The 24872-nt window shown below is 45.3% G+C and carries 27 protein-coding genes, 1 pseudogene and 1 riboswitch; of the genes and pseudogenes, 26 read left to right on the forward strand and 2 right to left on the reverse strand.

Annotated features, from left to right (window positions below):
- Nucleotides 1-342 precede the first annotated feature (342 nt).
- Complete coding sequence (mgtA, locus tag A372_RS0129185) at nucleotides 343-2988, reverse strand: magnesium-translocating P-type ATPase (RefSeq protein ID WP_019424480.1); 2646 nt, start codon at nucleotides 2986-2988, stop codon at nucleotides 343-345.
- 364 nt (nucleotides 2989-3352) lie between these two features.
- A riboswitch (M-box (ykoK) riboswitch) is annotated at nucleotides 3353-3525 on the reverse strand.
- Nucleotides 3526-3885: 360 nt separating this feature from the next.
- Here mgtA and speD point away from each other — a divergent pair.
- The 22 genes and pseudogenes from speD to A372_RS0129305 all read left to right on the forward strand — a co-directional run bounded on the left by speD (nucleotide 3886) and on the right by A372_RS0129305 (nucleotide 20740).
- Nucleotides 3886-4308 carry an adenosylmethionine decarboxylase gene (gene speD / locus A372_RS0129195; RefSeq protein WP_019424481.1) on the forward strand — a complete coding sequence of 141 codons (423 nt, stop codon included), beginning with the start codon at nucleotides 3886-3888 and terminating at the stop codon, nucleotides 4306-4308.
- 290 nt (nucleotides 4309-4598) lie between these two features.
- A complete protein-coding gene (locus A372_RS0129200) occupies nucleotides 4599-5297 on the forward strand; it encodes an MgtC/SapB family protein (protein ID WP_019424482.1) in 699 nt (232 codons plus the stop codon).
- Nucleotides 5298-5341: 44 nt separating this feature from the next.
- A complete protein-coding gene (locus A372_RS0129205) occupies nucleotides 5342-5614 on the forward strand; it encodes a hypothetical protein (protein ID WP_157259799.1) in 273 nt (90 codons plus the stop codon).
- Between the two features lie 305 nt (nucleotides 5615-5919).
- Nucleotides 5920-6270 (forward strand): annotated as a pseudogene (locus A372_RS38900) (glyoxalase superfamily protein).
- A 91-nt stretch (nucleotides 6271-6361) separates the two neighbouring features.
- Nucleotides 6362-6820 (forward strand): GNAT family N-acetyltransferase, encoded by a 459-nt coding sequence (locus A372_RS38905; RefSeq protein ID WP_019424484.1) that lies wholly within the window; start codon nucleotides 6362-6364, stop codon nucleotides 6818-6820.
- Nucleotides 6821-6960: 140 nt separating this feature from the next.
- On the forward strand, nucleotides 6961-7506 hold the full coding sequence (locus A372_RS0129220) for a histidine phosphatase family protein (protein WP_019424485.1): 546 nt from the start codon (nucleotides 6961-6963) through the stop codon (nucleotides 7504-7506).
- Nucleotides 7507-8008: 502 nt separating this feature from the next.
- The gene (locus A372_RS0129225) at nucleotides 8009-8908 is read left to right on the forward strand and encodes a TIM barrel protein (protein WP_019424486.1); all 900 of its coding nucleotides are present in this window, start codon (nucleotides 8009-8011) and stop codon (nucleotides 8906-8908) included.
- Nucleotides 8909-9184: 276 nt separating this feature from the next.
- Complete coding sequence (locus A372_RS38910; RefSeq protein WP_237728657.1) at nucleotides 9185-9565, forward strand: hypothetical protein; 381 nt, start codon at nucleotides 9185-9187, stop codon at nucleotides 9563-9565.
- A 281-nt stretch (nucleotides 9566-9846) separates the two neighbouring features.
- Nucleotides 9847-10308, forward strand: a complete 462-nt coding sequence (locus A372_RS35680; protein ID WP_083858966.1) for an NUDIX hydrolase — start codon at nucleotides 9847-9849, stop codon at nucleotides 10306-10308.
- Nucleotides 10305-10478, forward strand: coding sequence for a hypothetical protein (locus A372_RS37760; RefSeq protein WP_157259804.1), 174 nt, complete (start codon nucleotides 10305-10307; stop codon nucleotides 10476-10478). Before A372_RS35680 ends, A372_RS37760 begins: the two co-directional genes overlap by 4 nt.
- Nucleotides 10479-10961: 483 nt before the next feature.
- Nucleotides 10962-11924 carry a phosphotransferase enzyme family protein gene (locus A372_RS0129245; RefSeq protein WP_019424489.1) on the forward strand — a complete coding sequence of 321 codons (963 nt, stop codon included), beginning with the start codon at nucleotides 10962-10964 and terminating at the stop codon, nucleotides 11922-11924.
- A gap of 131 nt (nucleotides 11925-12055) precedes the next feature.
- Nucleotides 12056-12763: a cupin domain-containing protein gene (locus tag A372_RS0129250; protein ID WP_019424490.1), complete on the forward strand. Its 708-nt coding sequence runs from the start codon at nucleotides 12056-12058 to the stop codon at nucleotides 12761-12763.
- 281 nt (nucleotides 12764-13044) lie between these two features.
- Nucleotides 13045-13470 (forward strand): histidine phosphatase family protein, encoded by a 426-nt coding sequence (locus A372_RS34995; RefSeq protein WP_337485161.1) that lies wholly within the window; start codon nucleotides 13045-13047, stop codon nucleotides 13468-13470.
- Nucleotides 13471-13497: 27 nt separating this feature from the next.
- Nucleotides 13498-14355: a phosphotransferase family protein gene (locus tag A372_RS0129260; protein ID WP_019424493.1), complete on the forward strand. Its 858-nt coding sequence runs from the start codon at nucleotides 13498-13500 to the stop codon at nucleotides 14353-14355.
- 34 nt (nucleotides 14356-14389) lie between these two features.
- Nucleotides 14390-14719: an antibiotic biosynthesis monooxygenase family protein gene (locus tag A372_RS0129265; RefSeq protein WP_019424494.1), complete on the forward strand. Its 330-nt coding sequence runs from the start codon at nucleotides 14390-14392 to the stop codon at nucleotides 14717-14719.
- A 200-nt stretch (nucleotides 14720-14919) separates the two neighbouring features.
- Nucleotides 14920-15450: a DUF1697 domain-containing protein gene (locus A372_RS0129275; protein WP_019424496.1), complete on the forward strand. Its 531-nt coding sequence runs from the start codon at nucleotides 14920-14922 to the stop codon at nucleotides 15448-15450.
- 28 nt (nucleotides 15451-15478) lie between these two features.
- On the forward strand, nucleotides 15479-16147 hold the full coding sequence (rpiA, locus tag A372_RS0129280) for a ribose-5-phosphate isomerase RpiA (protein WP_019424497.1): 669 nt from the start codon (nucleotides 15479-15481) through the stop codon (nucleotides 16145-16147).
- 108 nt (nucleotides 16148-16255) lie between these two features.
- Nucleotides 16256-17329: a hypothetical protein gene (locus A372_RS0129285; protein WP_019424498.1), complete on the forward strand. Its 1074-nt coding sequence runs from the start codon at nucleotides 16256-16258 to the stop codon at nucleotides 17327-17329.
- Between the two features lie 30 nt (nucleotides 17330-17359).
- Nucleotides 17360-18277 (forward strand): DUF7638 domain-containing protein, encoded by a 918-nt coding sequence (locus A372_RS0129290; protein ID WP_019424499.1) that lies wholly within the window; start codon nucleotides 17360-17362, stop codon nucleotides 18275-18277.
- A gap of 4 nt (nucleotides 18278-18281) precedes the next feature.
- Nucleotides 18282-18986, forward strand: a complete 705-nt coding sequence (locus A372_RS0129295; protein WP_026011357.1) for a peptidase E — start codon at nucleotides 18282-18284, stop codon at nucleotides 18984-18986.
- Nucleotides 18987-19064: 78 nt separating this feature from the next.
- Complete coding sequence (locus tag A372_RS0129300; protein WP_019424501.1) at nucleotides 19065-19712, forward strand: DUF2625 family protein; 648 nt, start codon at nucleotides 19065-19067, stop codon at nucleotides 19710-19712.
- Between the two features lie 14 nt (nucleotides 19713-19726).
- Nucleotides 19727-20740, forward strand: coding sequence for a Gfo/Idh/MocA family protein (locus A372_RS0129305; RefSeq protein WP_019424502.1), 1014 nt, complete (start codon nucleotides 19727-19729; stop codon nucleotides 20738-20740).
- Nucleotides 20741-21124: 384 nt separating this feature from the next.
- Here A372_RS0129305 and A372_RS0129310 read toward each other — a convergent pair whose 3' ends face one another.
- Entirely contained in the window at nucleotides 21125-21844 is a 720-nt protein-coding gene (locus tag A372_RS0129310; protein ID WP_083858977.1) for an SDR family NAD(P)-dependent oxidoreductase, read from the reverse strand.
- Between the two features lie 335 nt (nucleotides 21845-22179).
- Here A372_RS0129310 and A372_RS0129315 point away from each other — a divergent pair, with 335 nt between their 5' ends.
- The 4 genes from A372_RS0129315 (at nucleotide 22180) to A372_RS0129330 (ending at nucleotide 24738) form a co-directional block, all read left to right on the forward strand.
- Entirely contained in the window at nucleotides 22180-22839 is a 660-nt protein-coding gene (locus tag A372_RS0129315) for an HD domain-containing protein (RefSeq protein ID WP_019424504.1), read from the forward strand.
- Between the two features lie 107 nt (nucleotides 22840-22946).
- Nucleotides 22947-23201: a hypothetical protein gene (locus tag A372_RS0129320; protein ID WP_019424505.1), complete on the forward strand. Its 255-nt coding sequence runs from the start codon at nucleotides 22947-22949 to the stop codon at nucleotides 23199-23201.
- A 141-nt stretch (nucleotides 23202-23342) separates the two neighbouring features.
- Nucleotides 23343-24227, forward strand: coding sequence for a phosphotransferase (locus A372_RS0129325; protein ID WP_019424506.1), 885 nt, complete (start codon nucleotides 23343-23345; stop codon nucleotides 24225-24227).
- A gap of 43 nt (nucleotides 24228-24270) precedes the next feature.
- A complete protein-coding gene (locus tag A372_RS0129330) occupies nucleotides 24271-24738 on the forward strand; it encodes a hypothetical protein (RefSeq protein WP_019424507.1) in 468 nt (155 codons plus the stop codon).
- The last annotated feature ends 134 nt before the right edge of the window (nucleotides 24739-24872 follow it).

Below are 24872 nucleotides of genomic sequence, written 5' to 3' on the forward strand. Positions count from 1 at the left end.
GAAGAAGAGGCTAAAACTATTTATAAAAATAGTGATATATGCGGCTCTATCGATTGTTCTCATTCTCTTTGCTTTATTGTGCATTTTTCAAATCGTTTTTATTTTGGGTTTGTGGTACCGGGATTACTTTATGTGAATGCAACATAATTAGAAGCATTATGAAGGAGAAGCTAATGTTGTAAGTTGAAAAGCTTCTATTATAATAGGAAGCGAAAATTCGCCTTGGCTAAGTGGCAGATTGCAGGCATTAAAATGAAAGAGGCTGGGGGCATAGCCCCCAGCATTTCATAATGGCTCCCTTGTTGCTTACGACGGCAAGACATGCAAGACATAGCCTCCCCGTTACAGCCATTCGTTGAATTTGCGAATGTACCATTTTTTGACCAGTTGAGTCAGCACGCAATAGCACAGCAACGTTCCCACCAGCCATGGGAAATATTCCATTGGCAGCGGCTGCAAGCCGAGACTCGCGCCAAAGCCCGAGAACGGGACAAAAATACCCGCGATCATAATGGCACAGGTCAGCAATAACACAGGCATGCTGGCTCTGCTCTGGATGAATGGAATTTTCTCGGTACGAATCATATGCACGATCAGTGTCTGCGATAGGAGCCCTTCGATAAACCAACCGGAATGGAACAACGTCTGCTGATCGATTGAATTGGCTGAGAAGATGTACCACATCAAGGCGTAGGTAGTGATATCAAAAATGGAACTGATTGGGCCAATGAATATCATAAATCTGCTGACAGACTTCGAGTCCCATTTCCGAGGTTTGCGTAAATACTCCTTATCCATATGGTCCCAAGGAATGGAGAGCTGGGAAATATCATAGAACAAATTTTGAATCAGCAGATGAATCGGCAGCATTGGCAGAAATGGGAGAAAGGCGCTTGCGACCAGTACGCTGAATACGTTGCCGAAGTTCGAACTTGCGGTCATTTTAATATATTTGATCATGTTTCCGAATGTTTTACGGCCTTCGATTACGCCGCGTTCCAGTACCATCAAGCTTTTTTCCAGCAATATGATGTCTGCCGATTCCTTGGAAATATCGACAGCCGTATCTACGGAAATACCGACATCCGCTTCTTTGAGCGACACTGCATCATTAATGCCGTCGCCCATAAATCCGACCGTGTGCCCTTTGCTTTTCAAGACACGGACGATTCGCGCCTTTTGCAGTGGATTCACTTTGGCAAAGACATTAGTGCTTTCGGCGACATCGGCCAACTGTTGATCCGTTAATCGTTCTATCTCACTTCCAAGCACGATATCACTGATAGTAAGCCCGACATCTTTACATACTTTGCGGGTAACCGCTGCGTTATCTCCGGTAATAATTTTTACTTCCACACCGCTGTCTTTCAGGGCCCGAATGGCCTCCCGCGCCGTTTCTTTCGGCGGATCAAGGAAGCCGATATATCCGGCCAGTACGAGCTCCTGTTCGTCTTTTACGCCATACGGTTCGTCTGTTGCCGCCATTTGCTTAATGGCTACGGCGATGACTCGCAAGCCGTCCATGTTCAAGCTGTTGACCAATCGTTGCGCCCGGTCGGCTCGTTCTGGCGTGAGGGGGACGATCTGCCCGTTGTCGGACACATGCGAACAAATGCTCAGAACTTCCTCCATAGCTCCTTTGCAGATGAGCAGATGTCCGTTGCCCCGTTTCTCCAGTACGACGGACATGCGGCGGCGGTTGAAGTCGAACGGAATCTCATCGAATTTCGAATAGTTATTCTCTGCGCCCAACACATCCGACAGTTCCGCATGCTCCAGAACCGCCACATCCAGCAAGTTTTTCAACCCGGTCTGGTGGTAGCTATTCAGATAAGCATATTCCAACACTTGATTATCTTCTTCGCCATTGATGTCCAGATGACGTTCCAAAATAATTTTGTCCTGGGTCAAAGTGCCGGTTTTGTCCGTACATAAGATGTCCATGGCACCGAAGTTCTGAATTGAATTGAGCCGTTTAACGACCACTTTGTTCCGCGCCATAATCGATGCGCCTTTGGCAAGATTGCCAGCCACGACAACCGGCAGCATTTCCGGCGTAAGGCCGACCGCAACGGATAAGCCGAAGAACAGTGCGTCCATCCAATCTCCTTTTGTGAACCCGTTGATAAGGAATATAATGGGAACCATAATGAGCATGAAGCGAATAAGCACGAAGGTAACGCTCTTGACGCCTTTGTCGAAGCTCGTAAGCGGCGGCTTGCCGATTAAGGTGCTGGCCATTGAACCGAAGTAGGTATGGTCACCCGTCGACACGACGACAGCGGAGGCTGAACCACTGATTACATTCGTGCCCATATAGCACATATTGTTCAGTTCCAGCGCATTGGTGGGCGTCAGTTGGTTGCGATTGCGAGCCAACTTCGAGGCGCCGCGCGGCAGCGTATCCAGCTTCTCCACAGGCATCGCTTCACCGGTCAAAGCGGATTCTCCGACAAACAGATCCTTCGAGTGAACGAGTCTGACATCTGCCGGCACCATGTCGCCTGCGGAGAGATGGATGATATCACCGGGGACGAGCAGTTCCAGATCAATTTCTTTGCGCTTAGCTTGACGGTTCACCGTTGCTGTCGTTTTGACCATCTCTTTCAGCTTCTCGGCGGTGCGTGCGGAACGAAATTCTTGCGTGAATGTAATGATGACACTAACGGTAACCATGGTTGTAATAATGACGACGGCTTCGATATCATCATCGACGATATATGAGAATAAGGCCAAGGAAAGCAGGATGAGAATAAACGGGTTTTTGAAGCAGGCAAGCAATTGGACATACCATGCTGGTGTTTTCTCGTGCGCCACTTGATTTTTCCCGTATTGTACCAGTCTCTTGTTGGCTTCTATGTCCGTGAGCCCCCCAGAACTTGTGCCAAGCTCTTCCATCAAATCCTCTTCGTGGACGATGGAAGCTTGGATTAAACGTTCCGCGATCTCGCGGTTTTGCTTTTCTTTATCTTTCGTTGGTTTGTTCATTATTCTAACTCCTCTCTACACAACACGCGTTTTCGATTGAAAGCGCCTGTTCCACTTCACTTCAAAATGAACGCAAAAAAGCTCTCCCTGTTGGAGGGAGAGCGAGTGTTCCGAGCATTCACCATGGGCTTGCATGTCTCAACTGCGCATACTTAAATACACCCGCCTGCATCTGCAGTTTGAATGGAAATAAAAGTATGGGAAACACGCAAGAGCATGACAAAGCCAGCTCTCCTTCAGTACAGGATATCGGTTGAACTTACATAATCGGCTGGTTGGTCCACTGTCCAAGGATGTTCCCCCCTCTGCAAAATAAAAACCCTCCAGGAGACCTAGAGGGTTAGAAACGCACGCAAAAAAGCTTCCGGATCCCCCTAGTCGAGTTTTGGCACTATACAACGTAAAGAGATGCAATGTCTCTTAGCCACCTTAAGAAAAGCCTTAATCCGGCAGTTCCTGTTCTACCCATGGGCATCTTTCGATATTTCTGGGCAGTGGCCTCTGTTTGTATAGGAGCCTCACCTAACGAGGACTTATTTAATTCCTTGTCATCTTAAGTCTTATATTTTCGTTTGTCAAGCTGTAATTTTGTTCGATGGGATGCCGCTGCTGTGTATGCGGTTCGGTAAATATGAGAAAAATGGGCATAACAAAGCAGTTTGTTAGGATTGACAATTGGATAATCAGGAAGTACGATTTCCTTGTCAGTATTTTACTATTTTGTGTGCAACAAAGGGGGTATGCACCATGGACAGTAGTGACAGTCGACAATCGCAATCAAAACTACTCATAACAAGGAGCGGGGAGGATAAGCGCTCGCATGGTGCTGCCATCAGCAGATAATCAGGTTGGGAACAGCAAGCTGATTGTCTTCTCCCCAGAAAGGGGAAATACCAAATGACCTACTCTACGTATGGAAGACACGTCGTGGCTGACTTATGGGAAGTTGATTTTGACCGGATTAATAATGCTGAATTTTTACAGAACCAACTGATCGAAGCCGCAGAAAAATGTGGAGCAACCGTGTTGTCCGTGTCGGAACAGCAATTTGAGCCCCAAGGGGCTACCGTACTTTTGTTATTGTCAGAGAGCCATCTCTCGATTCATACGTATCCGGAAAAAGGGTTCGCAGCTTTGGATTGTTACACCTGCGGGGACAAGGTTGATCCTGAAGTAGCCATTCACTATTTACTGTCTGTGCTCAAGCCTAAAACGTATGATGTGAAGAAGCTAATCCGGGGAGTCGGAGAAATGATAGAAGAATCGCCAGCGATAATTTCGATGCAGACACCTATTGACAACATGATTCATCTGAAGTAGAATCCAGAATGCTTGCAGGATTTATATTTGTTGGAAAGGGGGAATATGTTAATGGATAGCAGCCCGGGCCGAAATGTCATGTTTTCAGTCTGTTCATTTGCTGTGAAGAGGAAGAGCTCTGTTCTTTTGCCGCTCCCATGTTCCCCGTGTTTGGATGTTCACCGATCCCGTCAAGCAGGATGGGTCTGTTCAAGCAGGTTTATTTGACATGCGAGCCACACAAGGACATTGCTAGCTCTCCCTTTCCGGGAGAGCTTTTTTTGATCTATAGAGAGGTGATAGCGTTGACTATGGAAATGGTGCTTAAGCTGGGAATTGCTTTATTCTTTGGAATGCTCATCGGAATCGATAGACAAATTAAACAAAAACAATTGGGATTAAGGCCTAGTATGATCATCTGTATCGCCAGCTGTCTGCTCACCATCGTTTCGATTGAAGCATTCGGCAAATTTGGCGGTGCGGATCACCCGAATATGGATCCGATGCGATTGGCCGCGCAGATTGTAAGCGGAGTCGGGTTCATTGGGGCGGGTGTCATTTTGCGAAGAAGCAACGAGGTTATTTCGGGCCTGACCTCTGCGGCGCTTATATGGTCAGCTTCGGCGCTTGGCATTGCGATCGGGGCAGGGTTCTATGCGGAAGCGGCATGTGGCGTCATCCTGATGATTGCGGCTGTTAATGTCGTGCCCTACCTCATCAAATCAATTGGACCGGCAAGGCTGAATCGGTACGATGTCGCCGTCAAGATTGTAGTGGAATCCAATTTGCGCATGACTGAATTAATCAAGATGCTCGAACGTAAAGGTCAGTTTGGCCATACCAAAAAAGATGAATTCAAAATACGGCATTTAAAGCTTAAGGATCTCGATAACGAACGACAGCTCATCGATTTGGTGCTGTCCGTGCCGGAAAGTCAGTATACGACGGAAATATATTATTACATTAAGAAAGTGGACCATGTGTTAAAGGTAGATGTCGAGAATTTGTGATGTCAAGCGGAAGGCATAAACATTTTGGATGAAAGGAGTCTTGTATGATGATTAGGCTAAATGAATATCAATTCAAGGAAGAATATACGTACTATATATTACAGTCGTTGAAAGAAGGGAAGAAGGAAAACTTTCGCAGAGATTTCCTGAATATGCACTCCATGGATCAGGTGAACTTGTTTATGGAGCTCGATGAGACAAAACGCTTGCGAGCCTATTCCTTCTTGTCCCCAGCTGAATTTGGGCATATTTTCGCTGAGCTTCATCCGCTGCAGCAAAAAAATACATTCTGGAGCTCGATCATCAGTATGCTATAACGATGCTGAATGAGCTTCCTTCGGATAATGCCACTCATTTTATCGGGCTGCTGTCGAACAAAGAGGTTTTCTCTGGAGCGTAATTCGCAAGTGATATCCGTCTCCACGGATGCGAATGAAGTGGAAAGCTAGACTCGTGGAATTATATGGCATATACTTGTTTCTAGCAGCATGAAAGGGTTTCGTTCTTTCTATCATCGTATATGATAGGTGCGAGGAGCAACAAGAATTTCATGTACAGGATACAGAAGCATAAGAAGAAGGCAATATCGAAACCGTGTGAGGTGATTGGGTTGGAAATTCACATGAAAACGGTCACACCGATCTTTCGTATATTTAACGTAGAGAAAGCGAAAGAGTTTTATATTGATTTTCTGGAATTCAAGGTGGATTGGGAGCATCGATATGAGCCTGATCTTCCTTTATAAATACAAGTTTCGAGCGGTGAATGTGTCATTCATCTGTCAGAGCATTATGGAGATTGTTGTCCCGGCTCCGCTATCCGTATTGCTGTTGCTAACATTGAATACCTGTACGAACGACTCACAACAAAGCAATATAAACATGCTCGTCCTGGCTTGGATCACGACGATAAGTCATTGTCTATTACGGATTCCTTTGGCAATCGTCTTCATTTTTTTGAGCCCCAACTATAACCATGACCTGGCATTAGAAACCCGTACCCGCTGCTGCTATTCTAGAGGCTGTTGTGCGGGTTTCTTTCTACCTGTGGAAGGAGAATATTACATGAAGCAATTCGATGTTGAAATTAGAGCGGCAGCAGAAAGCGAATGGGACCAAGTCTGGAACCTGCTTGAGCGTAGAGGAGCAACCGATGCCAAGGAATTAGCCGAATCCCGATTTTTATCCATTGTTCAGAATAGACAGCATTATTTGCCTATCGCGGCTGTAGATCAAAAGCTTGTAGGGTATGGCTGGGTGCAAAATTATGGGCCGCATTTGCGCTCGGGACAACAGCTATTCCGATTGCATGACCTTTTTGTGCTCGAACCATACAGGAAGAATCGAATCGCCGCCGCTCTTTTTGAGAGTATGAAAGAATGGTCACAGCATAACGGAGCATCGTGGTTGCAATGGAACGCAAATCCCACATCGACGAGTTTTTATTTGCGCTTAGGTTATCAACCCATTCCAGAGGAAGATGAAGGATTCCCTTTCTTTGAAATCGAGTTTGCAGCGAAATAGAACAGCGAGACTTGGAGCTGATATCCAACGAAGGACAGAAGAACTTTGTAGATTGAAGTGGTGCAGGGCAGCAGCTGCCATTCGCTTACAGACGTAAAAAGCACATCGTTTCTAGAATGAAATCAAGGTGGTGTATCTCCATGAAACGTATCTATCTGATTAGGCATTGCCAGGCCGCAGGACAAGAGCCAGAGGCTCCGTTGACAACGGAGGGAGTAAGGCAAGCGAAGGAACTAAGAGACTTTCTTGCTCACCGAGGTATTGAACGAATCGTTGCAAGTCCTTATTTGAGAGCGGTTTCAACAATCCGTCCCTTAGCTGAATTGCTGCAAATCTCCGTCCATACGGATGCCAGACTTCAGGAACGAGTGCTATGTTCATATGACATGATTGATTGGCTTGATAAATTAAAGGAGACCTATGCGGATATAGATTTGAAGTATGAAGGCGGAGAATCGTCGCGGGAGGCGATGAATCGGGGGCTTGAAGTCATTGATGAAGCACTTGAAAGTACCAAACACAATATTGCGATCGTAACCCACGGAAATTTGATGTCGCTGCTGCTGAATCATTTCACGAATGATTTCGGATTCGAAGAGTGGGAGCGGCTGACCAACCCGGACGTGTATGAGCTTCATATATTCGAAGAGAACGATAACATCACTGTAAGCCGAATCTGGTTGTAAAAAGAAATGAGAAAAATAGTTGAACGAACGCATTGGTTCAGAGACTTTATGATCTGATGGAGCTATATGAGTTGAAAACACTGAGTGCCATGTTCGAATGTTATCGCAATTAATCATTAATATGTTAAGGATGAGGTGCCAAGAACATGCCGCGACTTTCGATTAATCGGTGGAGGAACTCCAGGTTTTCGATCGGAGATTTGGCAGTATCCTGATGAGAACTTGCACGTCATCATGCTGTGGAATTATGAAAAAGTAGACTCTCACAAGTTGTTTCATACGATTAAGCCATACATTCAATAATCCGGTGAGCGTGATTAAATGATACGAACACCAATCATAATAAAAAGACAATAACCCCGTATAAGCTTCTGTTGGTTAGCAGAATCTCGTATGGGGTTCTATTCGTATCTTCTTATTTTTGGTAGGTATTATATGGTATATTGCATAGTAGATCTAACCATGGCAGACAGTGACAAGCGCCACCTGAAAAGAGGGAATGATGTTGAAGCAGTTTATGATCGGTCAGTACGGAGGTTTTGATGATAAAAAGTTCAAACGAGATTTCAAATTAGGATTTCATGGAATTGAAGCGTGTCTAATGGGGCATGAGGAAGATGTGGAATGCTTACAGGATGCGGCCAACCGGGAAGGGTTTCATATCGGCGTCCATTTTCCGTTGCGATCGGGATACGCGAAATTGAGGGATGCGTTGTTTTTGTCTCCGAACGATACGGAACGGGAGCAAGCCTATCGGTATATTCAACATGAGTTGGATTATATGACTTCGGTCAACCCCGATTACGTGTTATTTCATTATCCGAAGCCCGTAATTCTCGATGATCGGGTGGATTGGAGTCTGTGGCGCTTCACGGATGAAAGCGAGTATGTGTATGAGAGTAAATATTCATTCGCGGAGTTTTCCGAGAAGAGTGAGCTATTATTTGCATGGTTGTCGGACAAAAGCGAGGAGTATCGATTTACACCGGTGCTTGAATTTGACGGCTTGAATAAATATATATACGAGACGGACTTTCTTGAATGCTTATTGGATAGGTATCCCAGAATTAGATTGTGCCTGGATACGGCCAGATTGCATTTACAGAATGAGACGGATCCGCATTTCGATGCTAAGCTCGTTATACAGAAATTTACCAAGTATGCCCATATCATTCATTTGAGTAATGCGCAAGTTGCTGCCGACGGGATTCAGAGCAGACATTACCCGGTATTGCCTGAATTGCGTCCGGAGGAGGGCTGGGCGCCAATAGCGGAGTATTTGCGAATCGTTCGACAGGAAAATCGAAATGTAAAAATTATGTTCGAACATCGTTCTGATCGAATCAGTGACGAGCAGTTGGAAAGATGCTATGCATGGGTAGATGAGCTATTGAACAGCTAGTGCACGACGGCTGAATTAGCTAGAGTTACTCTATCCTGTCCGGAGAAGATATGTCCTTTCCGCATCCTTTTAACCACTCTCCCCATCATTCAGATTACAATACCTTGCCTCTGCAAATGAAGCGTACTCAATGCGGAATGTGCTTAGGTATGCAAGTATGGAAAGACGCGAGTGACAAGTTGGCCAGAAGAAGCTAAGAAGCCGTGCACAGGCGTTTGGATGCAGAACGCAGTCCAACGTCACGAATTAGGAGTAATAGACTGTAGGTGATTTCACATGACAAGATTAGGACAACCGTTTTTGGAAAAGGAAGGCTTATCGCTCAGTCAGTATGGATTCACTCCAGACGAAGGAACCGTAGAGTTGGCAGCTGGTATGGTAACGTATTATCACTATACTCATGCAGACAAGCTGGAAGAAATCTTTTCTCCGGATAGCGGCTTGTTGGCAAGCCGACCGGTAGCATGTCCCAATATACCAGAACAATTTAAGGATCGTTATGTAACCGAAGGATTCCTTGAACCTTTTCCCAACTGGCTTAAAAAATGCACTTACTTTGACGATCTAGGTTATGAACTGACATTGGAAATATACTGTTGGAAATCAAGCTGCCTGTCCGTGAATTTGATGTTCATATTGCCGATTATGCACATGTGATGGAATGCGAAAGCATTGAATTGAGAGGGACTCCAGCATTACAACTTGGGTACGATTGCAGCGGCGGGAGCGAAGTGACGCAGGCCTATGTCCATTCATTTATTCCAGTGGCCGAGTACAATCGTGGGCATGTGGCGCCTGTCGTCCAACTGTTGCGCAAAGGGGAAGGAATAGCCGTTCCGAACGGCTATATCTCTGTATCAAAGATTCAACCTTTTCAAAAATAAATGCAGTGTGCTTCTTGGAATATAATCACCATACATAGGAAGAAGTGACCGAACGTGACGATACTTTCATTGGAGAGCGGACAGAACACTTTCAACGTAAGAGTGTCGGGAATACTCATCGTTGACAATCATCTGTTATTGCAACGGCACGATGTTGGCGACTATTGGTATCTGCCGGGAGGAAGAGTCGAAATGTTCGAGACTTCGGAAGAGGCTTTGCGCAGAGAGTTTATCGAGGAAACCGGAATAACAATAACGAGTGCGAAACTGCAGTGGATTGTTGAAGAAATGTATGCAATCGGTGACAGACAAATGCATGAAATAGGTATGTATTACTGCATCGACACGATCGATCATGACGGTAGGTTGATGGAAACAAGTCAGGAGGCAGGGTATATCAACGATTGGATAGAATTAGATCGATTGGATGCATGTAAAATTGTGCCTGCTTTAAAGGACACGTTTTCGTGTGCAGATTTCGAGAGCCACCTACTAAGCGCAAGGAGAATATCATGAAAGCCTATAAACCAGTCGAAACGGAATTAGGCTTTATTAGCGGCAGAGATGCCATTTATGTATACGACATTCATTATGATTACAATCGCAGAACCGTTACGCTACAGGGAGAATTTAACGGACTATTATGTTCGGATATTTCCAGTGAAGAATTTATAGCATATGAATGATATTTGAAGACGTGTATGTCTTCAAATCCATCGAGTTAGACGTGTGCCTGGAGCTAATGGATACAGAAGAAGTAACATATTGCAGCATCGGAGAGTATACCGAATCGGATTTGCTAGAAACGATTAAAAAGGCTAGAAACGTACATCTGAAACATTATGTTATACAAACGTATGATGATGTATTTGTAATCGCATGTAAACATCTCAAGCTGACGCTGGTACAGCAAGCCTAGCCTAATTCGGATTATACTACGTTTTCTTATTTACCTTTCGTGGACGGATTAAGTCTCATTGCTGCTCAGATTCGTAAGTTATGTCATGAGAAGATATTGCTAGGCGGGAAACGAGCAGATGTGACGAAATTATTGGAAGCTTCAGAATCCAATATAGCTGCAGTAAAACTGTATGAGTCAAAGGGGTTTGTCAGACAGAATGATTACGCGTTTGAATTTATATAACCCGAACCTGTAAAGGAGAGATACAATGCACACCAAATCACAAATATACGATCTAGCGAAGGATGCTGTGGATGCAAGCCTGAAGCAGTATAATCTGGATATTCACAAAATCTACTTCCTCGGACGATCAGAGCACGTGACGTATCGCATCGATACGTATTCCAATGAATCTTATTTGCTGCGAATTCATACGAACGAATTGCGTCGGGAAGAGATTGAGTCTGAGCTTGTATGGCTTGAACATTTAAGTGGGGGCGGACTACAGACACCGCGAGGAATGAAGAACAACAATGGTCAATATGTAACCGAAGTTGAAATTGGGGAAGATACGATGCATGCGACATTGTTAGCGTGGGTAAAGGGTCAATCTCTGCAGGAACAAATAACGCTGGACGATGTTGCTCATGTGGGACAGCTGATGGCGAAGCTGCATGAGCGGACAACTTCCTTTCAATCAGGTCCAGAGTTTGTGCGCCCTGTATGGGGTGAGGATAGCCTTAGAAAAGATGTAGAGAAATTAGGCCGCCATTATTCCGACTTTATGACGGATGGAGAATTTGAGCGAGTGCAAGAAATTGCAGACAAGATTTGTGCCCGCATTCACTCATTAGCTAAAACTGGCGATACGTATGGAGTCATTCATGCTGATTTGCATTGGGAGAACATCGTTCACAACAACGGAGAGCCGTGTGCCATCGATTTTGGACGCTGTGGTTTCGGCTTTTATTTGTACGATATCGCCCAATCGTTGATGGGGCAGTTACCGCAAGGAAGACAGGCGTTTATTGATGGATATGCGAAACAACGTTCGCTGCCTGCTGATTACGCGAACGATCTTGAATCCTTCTTCATTATGGCTGTTATCGAAAATGCCAGCTTCCATTCCGATAACCCCGAAGAGCTGGAGCACTTGAAATCCTTGAAGAATTATCTAATGAAAGTGATGGATCGTTATTTAGAGGGAGAATCATTTTTGTTTGGAAATTAATTAAAATAGTGCACAACGCATTCCTTCCCACTCTTTATGGGATAAAATTGGTTGCACGTGCTCTTAGGCGCATGCATACGTTACTCCATAAGGGTAAATGCCTAATAAGCAAAATGAAAGGCGGGGGTTACATGGCAGTGTCTTATATGGACTATTCTTCGCCATCCGCACAGTTTACTTATGATTTGAGCAATAACCAATTTTTCAAAAAGGATGATCGGAATCTTATTAACTTTCTTTCCATCAATCAGATAAACACATTAGGGAACGTTTCCCTGTTGGACATTTACCTCAGTACGGGAAATGTTATCGAACCCCACACCCATCAAAATGCTTCAGAGCTGGTATACTGTATTTCAGGAGCGGCGGTGGTTTCCTTAATTAACCCGTTTACAAAAGAACTTCGCAATTTTCCGATTCAGCCGGGCCAGGTGGCAAATGTGCCGCAGGGATGGTGGCATTATGAGGTAGCCTCGGTTGACAATACACATTTATTGGCGATATTCGATGCGCCGGTTCCGGAATTTATCGGGGGTTCCGATCTCTTGCGATTAACTCCCGCAAGTGTGTTTGCGCATACGTACTGCCTGGATGAGGCCAAAGTGAAGGATACGTTGGCACCCATTACAAAAACGGTCGTCATCGGCCCGCCCAGTGATTGCAAAATGAATCAGGTTCGGAGTAAAATGGCGCCAGCACAACATGCCAATCCGACCTATTCTAATCATTCGGTTCCAAGCCAGTCATCTTACAACCAAGGGTATGGCCAGCAGCACCGGCAACAATATTATTACCCGCAGCAACAGCCTGTAATTGGCAACGGGGGATACACATATTAACGTAACGATTTTTGATCTTCCTTCACAAGCAGCTGAAGAAACCGGAAAAACCAGGGAATCAGTGGCTGGTTTTCCGGTTTCTCAGGTCTCGATACATAAGAGCAGCGGATCAAGGCCTTGCAAAAAACAGTGGTGGTGATAGTGACGATATGAGAACTAAAGTTTATTTCGTGAGGCATGCCGAATCAATATATATGGAAGGCGCAGAGCGCTCGCGGGGCATATCTGGCCAAGGAAAAGCAGATGCGCGCAGAGTCTGTGAAATATTAATATAAGAAGCTATCGATTGTGTCATGTCCAGTCCCTATGAGAGAGCAGTCCAGACCGTTCAAGAGCTTGCAGCGGAGCGGGGGCAGGAGATTTTGCTCCTTGAGGATTTGCGAGAACGGAGAATCGGCGATTTTCCCGACGGAACGTTTACGGAAGCGAAGCAGCGAGTTTTCGGTGATTTCCGTTTCTCTTACCCAAATGGAGAATCGAGCTGCACCGCACAGGAGAGAGCGGTAGACGTCTTGTTGGCGATATTGAAAGACTATCGCGGACAAGGCATCGTTATAGGGACGCATGGAGATATTATGACGTTGATGATGAACTATTTTGATGATTCATACGGATTTGACTTCTGGAAGTCGACGACAATGCCTGACATATACAGATTGGAATTTGATGAAGCAGCTCTATTGACGGTAACAAGAATGTGGAGCTAGATGTAACAACAGAAGGATGATTAGAAAATGAAAACGAGATCTTATGTAAACGCAATCAGTTCGAAGTGCCCTGACATCCCAATTGAATCCATTAGAGAAATTTCAACCGGTCAAAATAATGATGTCCTTGTTGTCAATGAACAGCTCATCTTCAGATTCCCGAAGCATGCGGAGGCGGCACGCAATCTAGCGCAGGAATGCCGCATTTTACAGCATTTGCGCACGCGGATGCATGTCCGGATTCCCCAACCCGAATATGTGAGTCTGTCCGCTTCCGATAGCACGTTATTTATTGGTTACGAGATGATCGAAGGTATTCCGTTGTCTGATGACATCTTCCACAGCACGAAGGACAAGCAGAAACTGGCAGACGAGCTGGGCAGTTTCCTTAAAACACTGCATGGCGTAGAAGCTGGCAGCGCTTTAGATATGGAAGCTTCCGATCATGTTGCCTTTTGGACTGATTTATATGATCGCATCCAGAACAAATTATTTTCTTATATGAACTCTGAGGCAAGACTAAACGTAAAAAATCATTTTGAGAGCGTATTAAAAAATTACGGTTTTTTTAACGTGCCTTCGGTATTGATTCATGGGGATTTCGGGACGTCGAATATTTTGATTCACCCGGAGACGGGAGCGCTGGCAGGGGTCATCGATTTCGGGGATTCCGGGCTAGGAGACCCGGCTTTGGATTTTGCGGCTCTATATGCACAATATGGGGAAGGTTTCTTGGAAATGTGTAAGGCAAGCTATGGCGGAATGGAGCGTATCCAAGAACGGCTTGATTTCTATGCGGGGACCTTTGCACTGCAGGAAGCCCTATTCGGTATCGAAAATGACGATAAAGCAGCCTTCGAAAATGGGATCAGAACGTATATATAAAACACAATAAAATTGATGCAAAAGAGGTGAGAAAATGATTCTCGAAGTAGCCATGCTGCATATTAAACCCGGCATGAAGAGCGATTTTGAAAGCAGCTTCAGGAAAGCATCGAAGATAATTTCGAAGATGAGAGGCTATATTGAGCATGAACTGCACAAATGCGTGGAGGAAGACAATAAATACGTATTGCTTGTTCGTTGGGAGACGCTGAAGGATCATATGGTAGGATTCCGTCAGTCTGACGAATATGAAGATTGGAAGGCGTTGCTGCACCACTATTATAATCCGTTTCCAACCGTAGAGCATTACATTACGATCAACTTGGAAAGCCTGAATACAGATGAAGAGGATGAAAATAAATGACGACAAAGCTGGAGCAAGCCATAAAGCTCTTCAGCAAAATCTGTCTGAAGAACATAATCCCGGTGCCATGCTGGGTCTCGGCAGCACGTACCGGACATTGGGCCGATACGCCGAGGCCAAGGACATCCTCGGGAAAGGCATGAACGAATATCCCAACAACCGGAAATTTAAGAATTCACGCATAAATGAGGGGACAACACATGAACAAATATGTTGCATTGTTACGCGGAATTAACGTCAGCGGACAAAAGATTATTAAAATGGATGCTTTAAAAAGCATCTTCGAAGCGCTGGCATTTCAAAACGCCAAAACGTATATTCAAAGCGGAAACGTCATATTTGAAGCGTCAGTAACGGAGCCTGAACTCCTTGCCGAGAGCATTGAGAAGCAGCTTAGAGTGGAGCTTGGCTATGAAATCACCGTTGTCGTAAAGACACTCAGCGAATTGGAAGAGGTCATTCAGCATAATCCGTTCACAGAGAACGAAGCTTCCGAAGGTAAATTATATGTTTCATTCTTATCCAAGGAACCAGTTGCCGAGGACTTGGCTGCGCTCTTGTCCGTTCAGAACGGCGTTGACGAGATTCGTGCGCTAGAGCGCGAGGTCTATATTTTGTGTCGGCAAGGGTATGGGAAATCTCAATTTTCCAACAATTTCATTGAAAAAAAGCTCCGCGTGCCAGCAACGACCCGCAATTGGCAGACCGTCAACAAATTAGCGAATATGTAAGCGAAGAAGATAAGGAAGTGTGTTTAGGATGAACATGAAAAAGTTGGCAGCAGAAGCTGCAGTCGAGCTCGTGCAGGATGGGATGGTCGTAGGTCTCGGAACCGGATCTACGGCTTATTGGGCGATTCAGAAGCTCGGTCACAGAGTGAAAGCGGGATTGCGAATTAATGCGATTGCAACATCAAGTTCTTCCGAAGAATTGGCCCGGCAATTAGAAATACCGATCGTATCGTTTGCGGATATCGATCATATCGATCTTACGATTGATGGCGCGGACGAGGTGGACTCGAAGCTTACTCTGGTCAAAGGCGGCGGCGGCGCGCTGCTGCGAGAGAAAATCGTGGCCGCTGCAAGCCGCATCTTCTATGTCGTGGCAGATGAATCCAAGCTCGTATCACAGCTGGGCGCGTTTCCTTTGCCTGTCGAGGTCATTCCGTTCGGAGCGGACATGACGAAGCGACAAATCGAGGAGTTGGGCTGCGGCGCAACCATTCGAATGCAAGCGGGAAAATGTTATATTACCGATAACGGAAATTACATTTTGGACTGCGAATTCGGGGCGATTCACGATTCGGATCTCCTTCATGTTCAACTTAATGCGATACCTGGAGTCGTGGAGAACGGCCTGTTTATCAACATGGCTCATAGCGTATTTGTCGGTTATCAAGATGGCAGTGTCAGAAGGATGGAACTGTAATTCGGGTATTCCGTATAGCCTGTTATCGGAATAGATCGGCTCAATAGGGAGTTGAGTTCGATGAGTAATCTCACCTAAGAAAAATATGGCGAGAGCGAGGAGCAGCTTGTGAGTAATTATGAAAATGTATTGCAGGCTCTGGAACGAAAAGGCTGGAGCACCAAGGGATTGGACGTGAAATTCCTGGGCGAGGGCGCTTGGTTCAAGGCATATTGGTTCACGACCAACGAACGCGAATCGGCGGTGATACGATTTCCGCAGCCGGTATCTTATGGCAAGCCGTTTCAATATGACGAGACCGAGCTGCTTACGGAATTCGCTTCCCGAGGACTGTACTATGAGGCGGCCAACAACCTTGTGCCCGGAATCTGTCCGCAGTGGTATACCTATGATGTTCAGCCTGACTTATCGTTCACCATCGAAGCGTATTGCGGCGACACACTGCGGTTGAAGCAGACCGATGATACGCAGGCGGCACAGCTTGGCAGACAATGCGGCGAATTGTGCCGGGCCATGACTGGGATGCAGTTGGACATCGATGGGTTCGGCTTTTTGGAATGGCGCGAAGGAAGGCTGCAGGGAACGACTCAGGGTGACCATCAGGAGTACTGGATTCAAGATACGAACGGATATTGGGAGCAATTCGAGCAATTTTTGGCCAACGATTATCCTTGCCAGTCAGGTGCTATTAAGGATAAGCTGCAGCGGATTATCGAACGCCGCTTACAGTCTGAATGTACGCTTTCTCTAGCCAATCGGGATATATCGCCTGAAAATATAACGACAATGAACGGCAGCATCAGGCTAATCGATCCGTATCCGCTGTATTACAATGGGCATGTCTTTGCTGGCAACCTGTTGAACAATTTCAAGACGCTCTTCCCGTCTTATTACCGTTCGCCCCGCTATGCTAAGCATCTATTTCATGTGTACCAACGTCAATTGGAATGCTTCGCTGAAGGGTTTCTCGATGGGTATGCCCAAGGGGAGCGGGAAATCCGAATGACCGTGCTGATGGAGGAATACCTCATGCTGTTTGATTTGACTGTGGAGCATATGAACTTATTGAAGCAAGATGATTTTAAGGAAGAGACCGTGCTTCGTGCGGGCAATCGGGAAGCAGTAGGCGAAAGAATGCCGGGTTATGTGAAGAGGCTGGAGCAATTCAACTTTGACATATAGAAATATAAATGGCAGCAGCAGGAGGATATGATGCACAAAATAAGCAGAAAAAAAACGGTGGAAGGCACAAGAATACCAGGCTTTATTCGCAATGGCCAATATTTTTACATCAATGTAGATGTATATGAAGACGGCATGATCAATTGTTGGGAATTGGTAGATATCGCTGGATTGGAAGGGAAACTCGACATCAATTGGCTGCAGCCTCAGGTTCCAGTTGATGAGAATATATCGATTTTCGGGTTGGGTTATTATAAAGTAGAATCGGCAGTATGGAAATATGACAAGATGAGCTATCTTCAGTATATAAAAGAAAAAATAAAACAGATGAATCCTGAATTGTCCAATCTGTATGTCGTCACCGATGCGGAAAAAGAACGGCTGGAGAAACGTAGAATCGCTTACTCACCACGCCCGAAAGAGTTCTATGTCAAAAGCGAGCTCGGCTATCAAACCGTTGAGGGCGGTAGTTTTACGGTGTTCTTCAACCATCAAGACCATAATTATTTGGTCAATCTAGTCGTCTATGAAGATGGAACAATTACGATCTATCATTCTGATTTTACCATTCAACAAAGAGTAGAGGATATGGAAGCCCTGTTCGATGACGGGACGCTATTCACTTCCTGTGATGCACCGACACGAATCATCTTGGATAACTTCGGAGAGGTTACGTTGACGGATGCGGGCTATTCGGTTGACGGGAAAGAGAAGCTGAAGGAATTGATGGACCTTTACAAAGAGATGAACGGCGAAGAAACGACATTGGAAGTATGCAGGAACTTGTATTATCAATATTTGCAATATCCAGATGAGGACACGAAAGCGGCGTTAAAGGTAGCTTATGAAGCGATTCCCGAGCATGAACGGGTTTATTTGGGAGATATGGACAGCCGGGATACGGATTATATTCGAATCCTGTATACGGATGAAACAAGGGAGGTATAAAATGATGAAGCATATCATTGCGATGGGCGGCGGCGGATTCTCCATGGAACCGGAGAACCCGCTCCTGGATTTATATATTTTGCGGCAATCGGGTTCAGAGCAACCGAAGATATGCTTCCTGCCGACGGCTAGCGGAGATGCGGATGGGTATATACAGCGATTTTATAAGGCGTTCGGCGAGCACGCCTGCATTCCCTCCCATTTGTCATTGTTTAATGCTCCCACGAAAGACCTGGAAGATTATGTGCTGAGCAAAGATATTATCTATGTTGGCGGCGGAAATACACGCAATTTGCTTGTTCTGTGGAAAGAATGGGGACTCGATCGCATCTTGCGGACAGCATGGGAGCAGGGTATTATTTTAGCGGGTCTTAGTGCAGGGTCCATTTGCTGGTTCGAAGAAGGTGTGACTGATTCCATTCCGGGCGAACTTAATGGATTAGCATGTTTGGGCTTCTTGAGCGGGAGCAACTGTCCTCATTATGATGGTGAAGCAGATCGAAGACCCAGCTACCATCGCTTGATGCAAGCGGGCAAAATAAGCGGTGGCATCGCTACGGATGATGGGGCAGCAATTCATTACCGGGATCAGGAACTCTATCGCGTGATTGGATCAAGACCGGAGGCGAAGGCGTATCATGTGGACTGCATCGATGGGCAAGTGATGGAGAGCGAAATCATACCAGAATATTTAGGGAATATGTTCTGACAACAAGGCAGAAAGGAAGTACATCCATGTTGTTGAAAATCAAAGACAGGCAATTCCCGATTAAAGAGGCGAGGAACATTGGAATCTTCTGAACATCATCAGCAGCCTTGGGCTGACATCATGAACTTATTCGAACGGGGCGGCAATGATGCCGTTATTCTCCCTGCAAGCTCCGAGCGCGGGCAAGAGACGCTGCAGCGCCTTCAAATATCTGAACGCTCTTATTTGGGATCCATCGCTTGCCATTCCGGCGGTGTGATGGTCGATCGAGGGTGGATTAAGCTGTTGGGCTCTGGCAGCGGGCTTATACACGGAGATTTGCTGAGCTGGAACGGATTAGGCGATGATACAGATATTTCGCCGTTACGCGGCGCGTGTACGATAGCTTACGATATGGCAGGCGGATTTTTTGCAGTGAATGGAGGCCTCTTCGAAGAGGAAGGGCATTCCGTTTATTATTTTGCACCCGATACATTGGAATGGGAGAACACCGAGCTGGCTTATTCCGAGTTTCTTGCATGGCTGGCGAATGGTGACTTGGAACTCTATTATCGTACTTTCAGATGGAGCAATTGGCAGGAAGACGCTGCATCAATGGATGCGAACCAAGTGATTAGTTACTTCCCACCGCTCTGGTCCGAGGAAGGATCTGCGGAGACGAGCAGCAGGAAAGCAGTACATATTGAAGAGATATGGAACTCTTGCGTATATGAGCAGAAAGAATGATTGGAGAGAGAACAATGACTTCTAGAAAAATTAGATTGGCTATCATTGGCTTGGGGAATATGGGACAGCATATGATTCGTCTTGTGAACAAGCCTGAATTTCAACCAGAAATCGAATTAACGGCAATTTGTGAATCGAATGACCATTCGCGCCAACAATGCCTGGAAAAATATCCAGAATTGAAATATTACGCTGACTATCAGCTCCTGTTGGATAATACGGACATCGACCTGCTCTATGTAGCCGTCCCGCCTGCCTTCCATCATGATGTCGTATCTGCTGCATTGCGCAAGAACATTCATGTCTTTTGCGAGAAGCCTCTCGCTAACAGTTTGGAAGAAGCAAAGCGGCTGCTGCTGATGGCTAGGGAGGCCGGCGTTGTGCATGCGATTCATTTTTCGATGCCGCATGAACCGGCAGTGAGACAGATGAAGAAGATGGTGGCGGAGGAAGCTATCGGAGCAATCCGTAAAATTGACCTTATTTTGCAATTTCCAAAATGGCCGCGTGACTGGCAGCATAACTCGTGGATTTCTTCGAGACAGCAAGGCGGATTCGTGCTTGAGGTGGGGGTTCACTGGATTCACGTTATGCAGAAGCTATTTGGCCGCATTACTCATGTGCAGAGCGAACTGGAGTTCTCGGAGCAGCCAGACCGCTGTGAGATCGGAGTTCGCGCGAAGATGCTGATTGCCGACGGGGTACCCGTTCAACTGAACGGAATGTCAGAGTTCGCAGGAGAAGAACGCGTCTCCCTCGTTGTTTACGGTACAACCGGTACGATTGCGCTGGAAAATTGGAGTGAGTTATTCGCTGGTTCGATTGGTCAGCCATTGCAGCCTGTCGCTGCAGACGATGAGCTTGGCGAGCCGCCTGTGTTGAAACATGTCATCCAAGCCATTAGAGGGGAACAAGCCGATCTATACGATTTCCATGACGGCTATGATGCTCAGGTTGTGCTGGAGGCGCTGCGGCATCCTGAATCTTCTCAGTTAGTTGATATTAGAGAGCACGATATTCATATATGAGAAGCCGCTGATTACCCTTACTTACTTTCCTCCTGCTTTGAGCAGGGGGATTTTTCTATTACGGACAGTGAACTCACCCTAATTTATCATATTCTGTTGAATAGCAACCCTAATTTGCGGGGTTTATCTGATGAGTACTTACAGGCCATTCTTGTAGGCAGACTTTTCCACAAGGTCGCCCTTGGGGTTCATCCTCCCATATCACGCTGGGGCTATGCCCTTACAATACTTCGTTCTACCATTACAAAAATAGACACGAAAACAGCAGCCTTCAATGGCTGCTGTTTGATTTGAAATAAAGTTGCACTGCTTTACCCCTTTTGGATAATCGTTAAAGAGAACGCATGACTAATTTATCCATGCAATACTAGTGTCATATCTTCGTCAAGCATTTAGATCTGTTATGGCTGGTACATGAATCTCTTTGACGCAAGAAACTTTTGACAAGTTCACAACACATTTGACTAAAGAGACAATATCTTGGACTGGAATTCGTGTGCCGTTATACTCAGAAATGGCTTTTTCAGCACCAGCCTCATATGGGATTTCCGCCGCTAGTTCACCTGGATTGATGCAAGTGACAGCAATTCTATCTTTCCTAACATGTTCACGCAAAGCATTTGTTATACCGCGTAGCCCGAATTTAGAAGTCACGAAAGATACCTGAGAATTATTTGTATTATCTAACCCAGCAGTTGATCCAATCAAGACTATCTTACCGCTTTCTGACCTTCTTAGATTTGGCAACAAGGCTTGAATATAGGTTATTGTGGATGTTATATTTATATTAATTATATTAGCAATGTCCTCTGGATCGTCATGTTCGAAGTCATAATCATCTTCAAACCCTTCTTTTTCCCAAACTCCGACGTTATAAATGAGCACATCTATTCTTTCATTTTGGAGAGTTTCCGTAATCATTTTTATTTTATTTTGTTGCGATAAATCTGCTTCCAGCCATATCCGCTGAACTCCGTCATTTAAGTCTAAGCTTTTGGGTCTGCTTCGGGAGACAATCCATACCTGGTCTCCAGAATTGGGCAACCCTTTGACAAATGCGTCCCCTAAACCTTTGCTAGCTCCAAATATAATATATTTTTTCACCAAACGAATCAGTCCTCCCTTTTTCTATGACTTATTCAGATATTAACATCTTTCGTTATTTAAATACAATCAATCTGTTTTTATAAAGATAATGAAAGTAATCTTTTTAATCGAACTTTTTTATAACGTGAGTTTACGTCGTGTCCTGCGATTACATTTGCATACAAGAAGGTGAAATAACGCCTTGAACACTGACGTTTTATTACTTTTAATTCTCCATTATATGATAAAATTAGCGATATACCCGATTCGACTCTTTTCTAATCGAAAAAGTAGGTCTGAAGGAATAACGGTATTACCCAGCACATAAACACTTTAGCAGAGAGGGAATTATGATGCATACACAACAAGACTTGATTGGCCGTGCGGAGCAGTTCGTCCAAGCCGAATTGGCTCACGACAGCAGCGGCCATGACTGGTGGCACATTCATCGGGTCAGACAGCTGGCGGTTCGAATTGCGGGGGAAGAAGGCGCCGATGTATTTATATGTGAACTGGCAGCGCTGCTGCACGATGTGGCCGATGCCAAGTTGAATCCTGACAAAGAGAGCGGAATGGTCAAAGTGGCCCAATGGCTTGCGGCGAATGAGGCCGATTCTAGTACAAGTACACAGATACTTCATATCATATCCAACCTGTCATACAATGGCGGACATAACCCTCCAATGAATACATTGGAGGGACAGATCGTGCAAGATGCCGACCGGCTTGATGCAATGGGGGCTATCGGTATTGCGCGGGCCTTTGCTTATTCGGGCTGGAAAGGCCACTTGATGCATGATCCTGAGCTTGCGCCAAGGGAGACGATGTCAGAAGCCGAGTATCGGAACCTGCCAGCTACCGCTATCAACCATTTTCACGAGAAGCTATTGAAATTGAAGGCTCTCATGAATACGAAGCACGGGAAAAGCTTGGCCATTCAGCGGCATCAGGTGATGACAGAGTTCTTGGAACAGTTCCACAAGGAATGGGAAGCCGAGGATGGTCGATTATGAACCAAAATTATAGAATAGTGAGCTGAGGTGTTCACGATGATTGACAATAAGATTAGTCCGAAAGGCATTCTTCTCTCATCGTAATTATATTTGTGGGTGTTGTTTTTGTGCCTTGTTATGAAGTATGGGGAGCAGAGAAAAACGTTCATGACGTCGGATATACTTTTTTATTTAAGAAAATGGATTGGAGCAGCGTAAACGGATTCAAAGTCTATTATGAAATTAATTACGCCAGACTTATCTATACGATTGGAATCGTGACGCTCATTGCGTCGGTCATTTGGATGCTGCTCTTGTTATGGGAGAAAGAAGACAGGCGTGTCTCCATTACAGCTGAATCAGGCGAAGAACGACGTGAATAAGCGTCTATATTAACATTCTTAGTCCTCTGTTCGATGTAGTATATACAGACGATGAAGGTAAGGAAAGAACGTTTCCTATGCGAGGCGTCAAAGGTAAAATAGGCATTCCGGATGTGCCGCTTTTGGGGAGATAAAACAAAGATGTTTATGAACGAAGCCAATTACGAATTGCTTTCACAACACTATCCTATTGGCCATGTAAACCTCATCGATAAGATGGATCAAGGCATGACTTCGGAAGCCCGGCTTGTTGTGACAACCGAAGGACGGTACATACTGAGAAAGTTGAAAAATGAAGACCAGGGGATGACGGAGTACAATATTTATAAAAGACTGGAACCGTATAAGATTACGCCGGAAATTGTGCTCAGCAAGCAAGAAACGCCTTACATCAGGCTTGATGATAGTTATTATAACCTTCAGCGATATATTGAAAGCTATCCACGGCAATCGAGCATCGACTTCTATCAATTGGGACAAACGGTCTCATTGTTTCATTATGCAATGCGGGACGCTCATCACATTATTGGACAAAAGGATCGTTTTTGCTTGCAGAGCATGTGGGATGACGTGAGAGAACTCAAAAATGGCTTTGATATCATTCAGGCCATTCAACATCCTGTAGAACGCGCGATCTCGTACTGCCATGAGAAGAGTGGATTCATCCACGCTGATCTGGGCGTATGGAACATCCTTAATGCTTCGACGGGAGTGTACATCATTGATTTTGGAGAGGTTCGCTGCGGTAATCCGCATTTCGATCTGGCTGCGATACTCACTTCGACGATTGACTGGGATGCCGAAAAAGAGCACAGTATCGCATCGCTGCGGGAGTTCTATCGTGGTTACTTGAATAACGGGAATCATGTGGATGCAACGATCTTGCAGGAAAATTTCCATCTGTGGATGGTCAGGGGCATGGTTGCAACCATCAAGCAATTCGGTATAAATGAACGCACATGCAAATATTGCAACATGAACATGAAAAGGTTGCATCAATTCGACGACATCATCAAACAAGCTTGAAAGATAGGTTGGAAGCATCTTAATACTGACTAAGAGGTATAACATGAATCATATTTTGGAAAAAGTGAGCTTGCACGAACTAAGCAGGCTGGAGCATAATATTTACCTGACAAAATCGACGATGCGTCAATACAATGACATCATGGCCCTTCAGTTCAAAGGCAACTACGGCTATGGCTCTAAAGGCAACTGTGATGCCGCGTATATGAAAGCAGTCGCCACGGCTGCTCTATCGGTTTGGGAGCCCACCGCACTTATTATCGATTTGTCCGAGTTGACATACGAGTGGGGAGATCGGTTAGAAGAGATTTTTTATGTTGGAACGCATCAATATGACGACACTCCGTTTCCAACAGCGCTTGTCGTCGGGCCTGATTGTGAAGAGGGGATACGCACCCTTCTATGGGGAGTCCATAGTGCGAAGTCTGTTCATGAGGCGGATTGGGTGTACACGGACATGCAGTCCGCGCTGGAATATGCGGAACGCAAAATGGGGGAATATGATTTGTGAAGTTTAGTACAAAAGTGACCCACCGTTATTTCATTTCTTGACTTTTGCGAGTTCAGCAATGTAATATTGTTATCAAACTAAAAAATGAGGCATTGATCAAAGACATGATTTCCATTACGGCCTGCCCAGAGAGA

The sequence above is a fragment of the Paenibacillus sp. OSY-SE genome (genome assembly GCF_000283315.1).
Lineage (GTDB): Bacteria > Bacillota > Bacilli > Paenibacillales > Paenibacillaceae > Paenibacillus_B > Paenibacillus_B profundus.

Excerpts from the sequence above, each read along its gene's own strand:
- mgtA (WP_019424480.1), bottom strand. The coding sequence starts at position 2,988 with ATGAACAAACCAACGAAAGATAAAGAAAAGCAAAACCGCGAGATCGCG.
- speD (WP_019424481.1), top strand. The coding sequence starts at position 3,886 with ATGACCTACTCTACGTATGGAAGACACGTCGTGGCTGACTTATGGGAA.
- A372_RS0129200 (WP_019424482.1), top strand. The coding sequence starts at position 4,599 with ATGGAAATGGTGCTTAAGCTGGGAATTGCTTTATTCTTTGGAATGCTC.
- A372_RS0129205 (WP_157259799.1), top strand. The coding sequence starts at position 5,342 with ATGATGATTAGGCTAAATGAATATCAATTCAAGGAAGAATATACGTAC.
- A372_RS38905 (WP_019424484.1), top strand. The coding sequence starts at position 6,362 with ATGAAGCAATTCGATGTTGAAATTAGAGCGGCAGCAGAAAGCGAATGG.
- A372_RS0129220 (WP_019424485.1), top strand. The coding sequence starts at position 6,961 with ATGAAACGTATCTATCTGATTAGGCATTGCCAGGCCGCAGGACAAGAG.
- A372_RS0129225 (WP_019424486.1), top strand. The coding sequence starts at position 8,009 with ATGTTGAAGCAGTTTATGATCGGTCAGTACGGAGGTTTTGATGATAAA.
- A372_RS38910 (WP_237728657.1), top strand. The coding sequence starts at position 9,185 with ATGACAAGATTAGGACAACCGTTTTTGGAAAAGGAAGGCTTATCGCTC.
- A372_RS37760 (WP_157259804.1), top strand. The coding sequence starts at position 10,305 with ATGAAAGCCTATAAACCAGTCGAAACGGAATTAGGCTTTATTAGCGGC.
- A372_RS0129245 (WP_019424489.1), top strand. The coding sequence starts at position 10,962 with ATGCACACCAAATCACAAATATACGATCTAGCGAAGGATGCTGTGGAT.
- A372_RS0129250 (WP_019424490.1), top strand. The coding sequence starts at position 12,056 with ATGGCAGTGTCTTATATGGACTATTCTTCGCCATCCGCACAGTTTACT.
- A372_RS0129260 (WP_019424493.1), top strand. The coding sequence starts at position 13,498 with ATGAAAACGAGATCTTATGTAAACGCAATCAGTTCGAAGTGCCCTGAC.
- A372_RS0129265 (WP_019424494.1), top strand. The coding sequence starts at position 14,390 with ATGATTCTCGAAGTAGCCATGCTGCATATTAAACCCGGCATGAAGAGC.
- A372_RS0129275 (WP_019424496.1), top strand. The coding sequence starts at position 14,920 with ATGAACAAATATGTTGCATTGTTACGCGGAATTAACGTCAGCGGACAA.
- rpiA (WP_019424497.1), top strand. The coding sequence starts at position 15,479 with ATGAACATGAAAAAGTTGGCAGCAGAAGCTGCAGTCGAGCTCGTGCAG.
- A372_RS0129290 (WP_019424499.1), top strand. The coding sequence starts at position 17,360 with ATGCACAAAATAAGCAGAAAAAAAACGGTGGAAGGCACAAGAATACCA.
- A372_RS0129295 (WP_026011357.1), top strand. The coding sequence starts at position 18,282 with ATGAAGCATATCATTGCGATGGGCGGCGGCGGATTCTCCATGGAACCG.
- A372_RS0129305 (WP_019424502.1), top strand. The coding sequence starts at position 19,727 with ATGACTTCTAGAAAAATTAGATTGGCTATCATTGGCTTGGGGAATATG.
- A372_RS0129315 (WP_019424504.1), top strand. The coding sequence starts at position 22,180 with ATGCATACACAACAAGACTTGATTGGCCGTGCGGAGCAGTTCGTCCAA.
- A372_RS0129325 (WP_019424506.1), top strand. The coding sequence starts at position 23,343 with ATGTTTATGAACGAAGCCAATTACGAATTGCTTTCACAACACTATCCT.
- A372_RS0129330 (WP_019424507.1), top strand. The coding sequence starts at position 24,271 with ATGAATCATATTTTGGAAAAAGTGAGCTTGCACGAACTAAGCAGGCTG.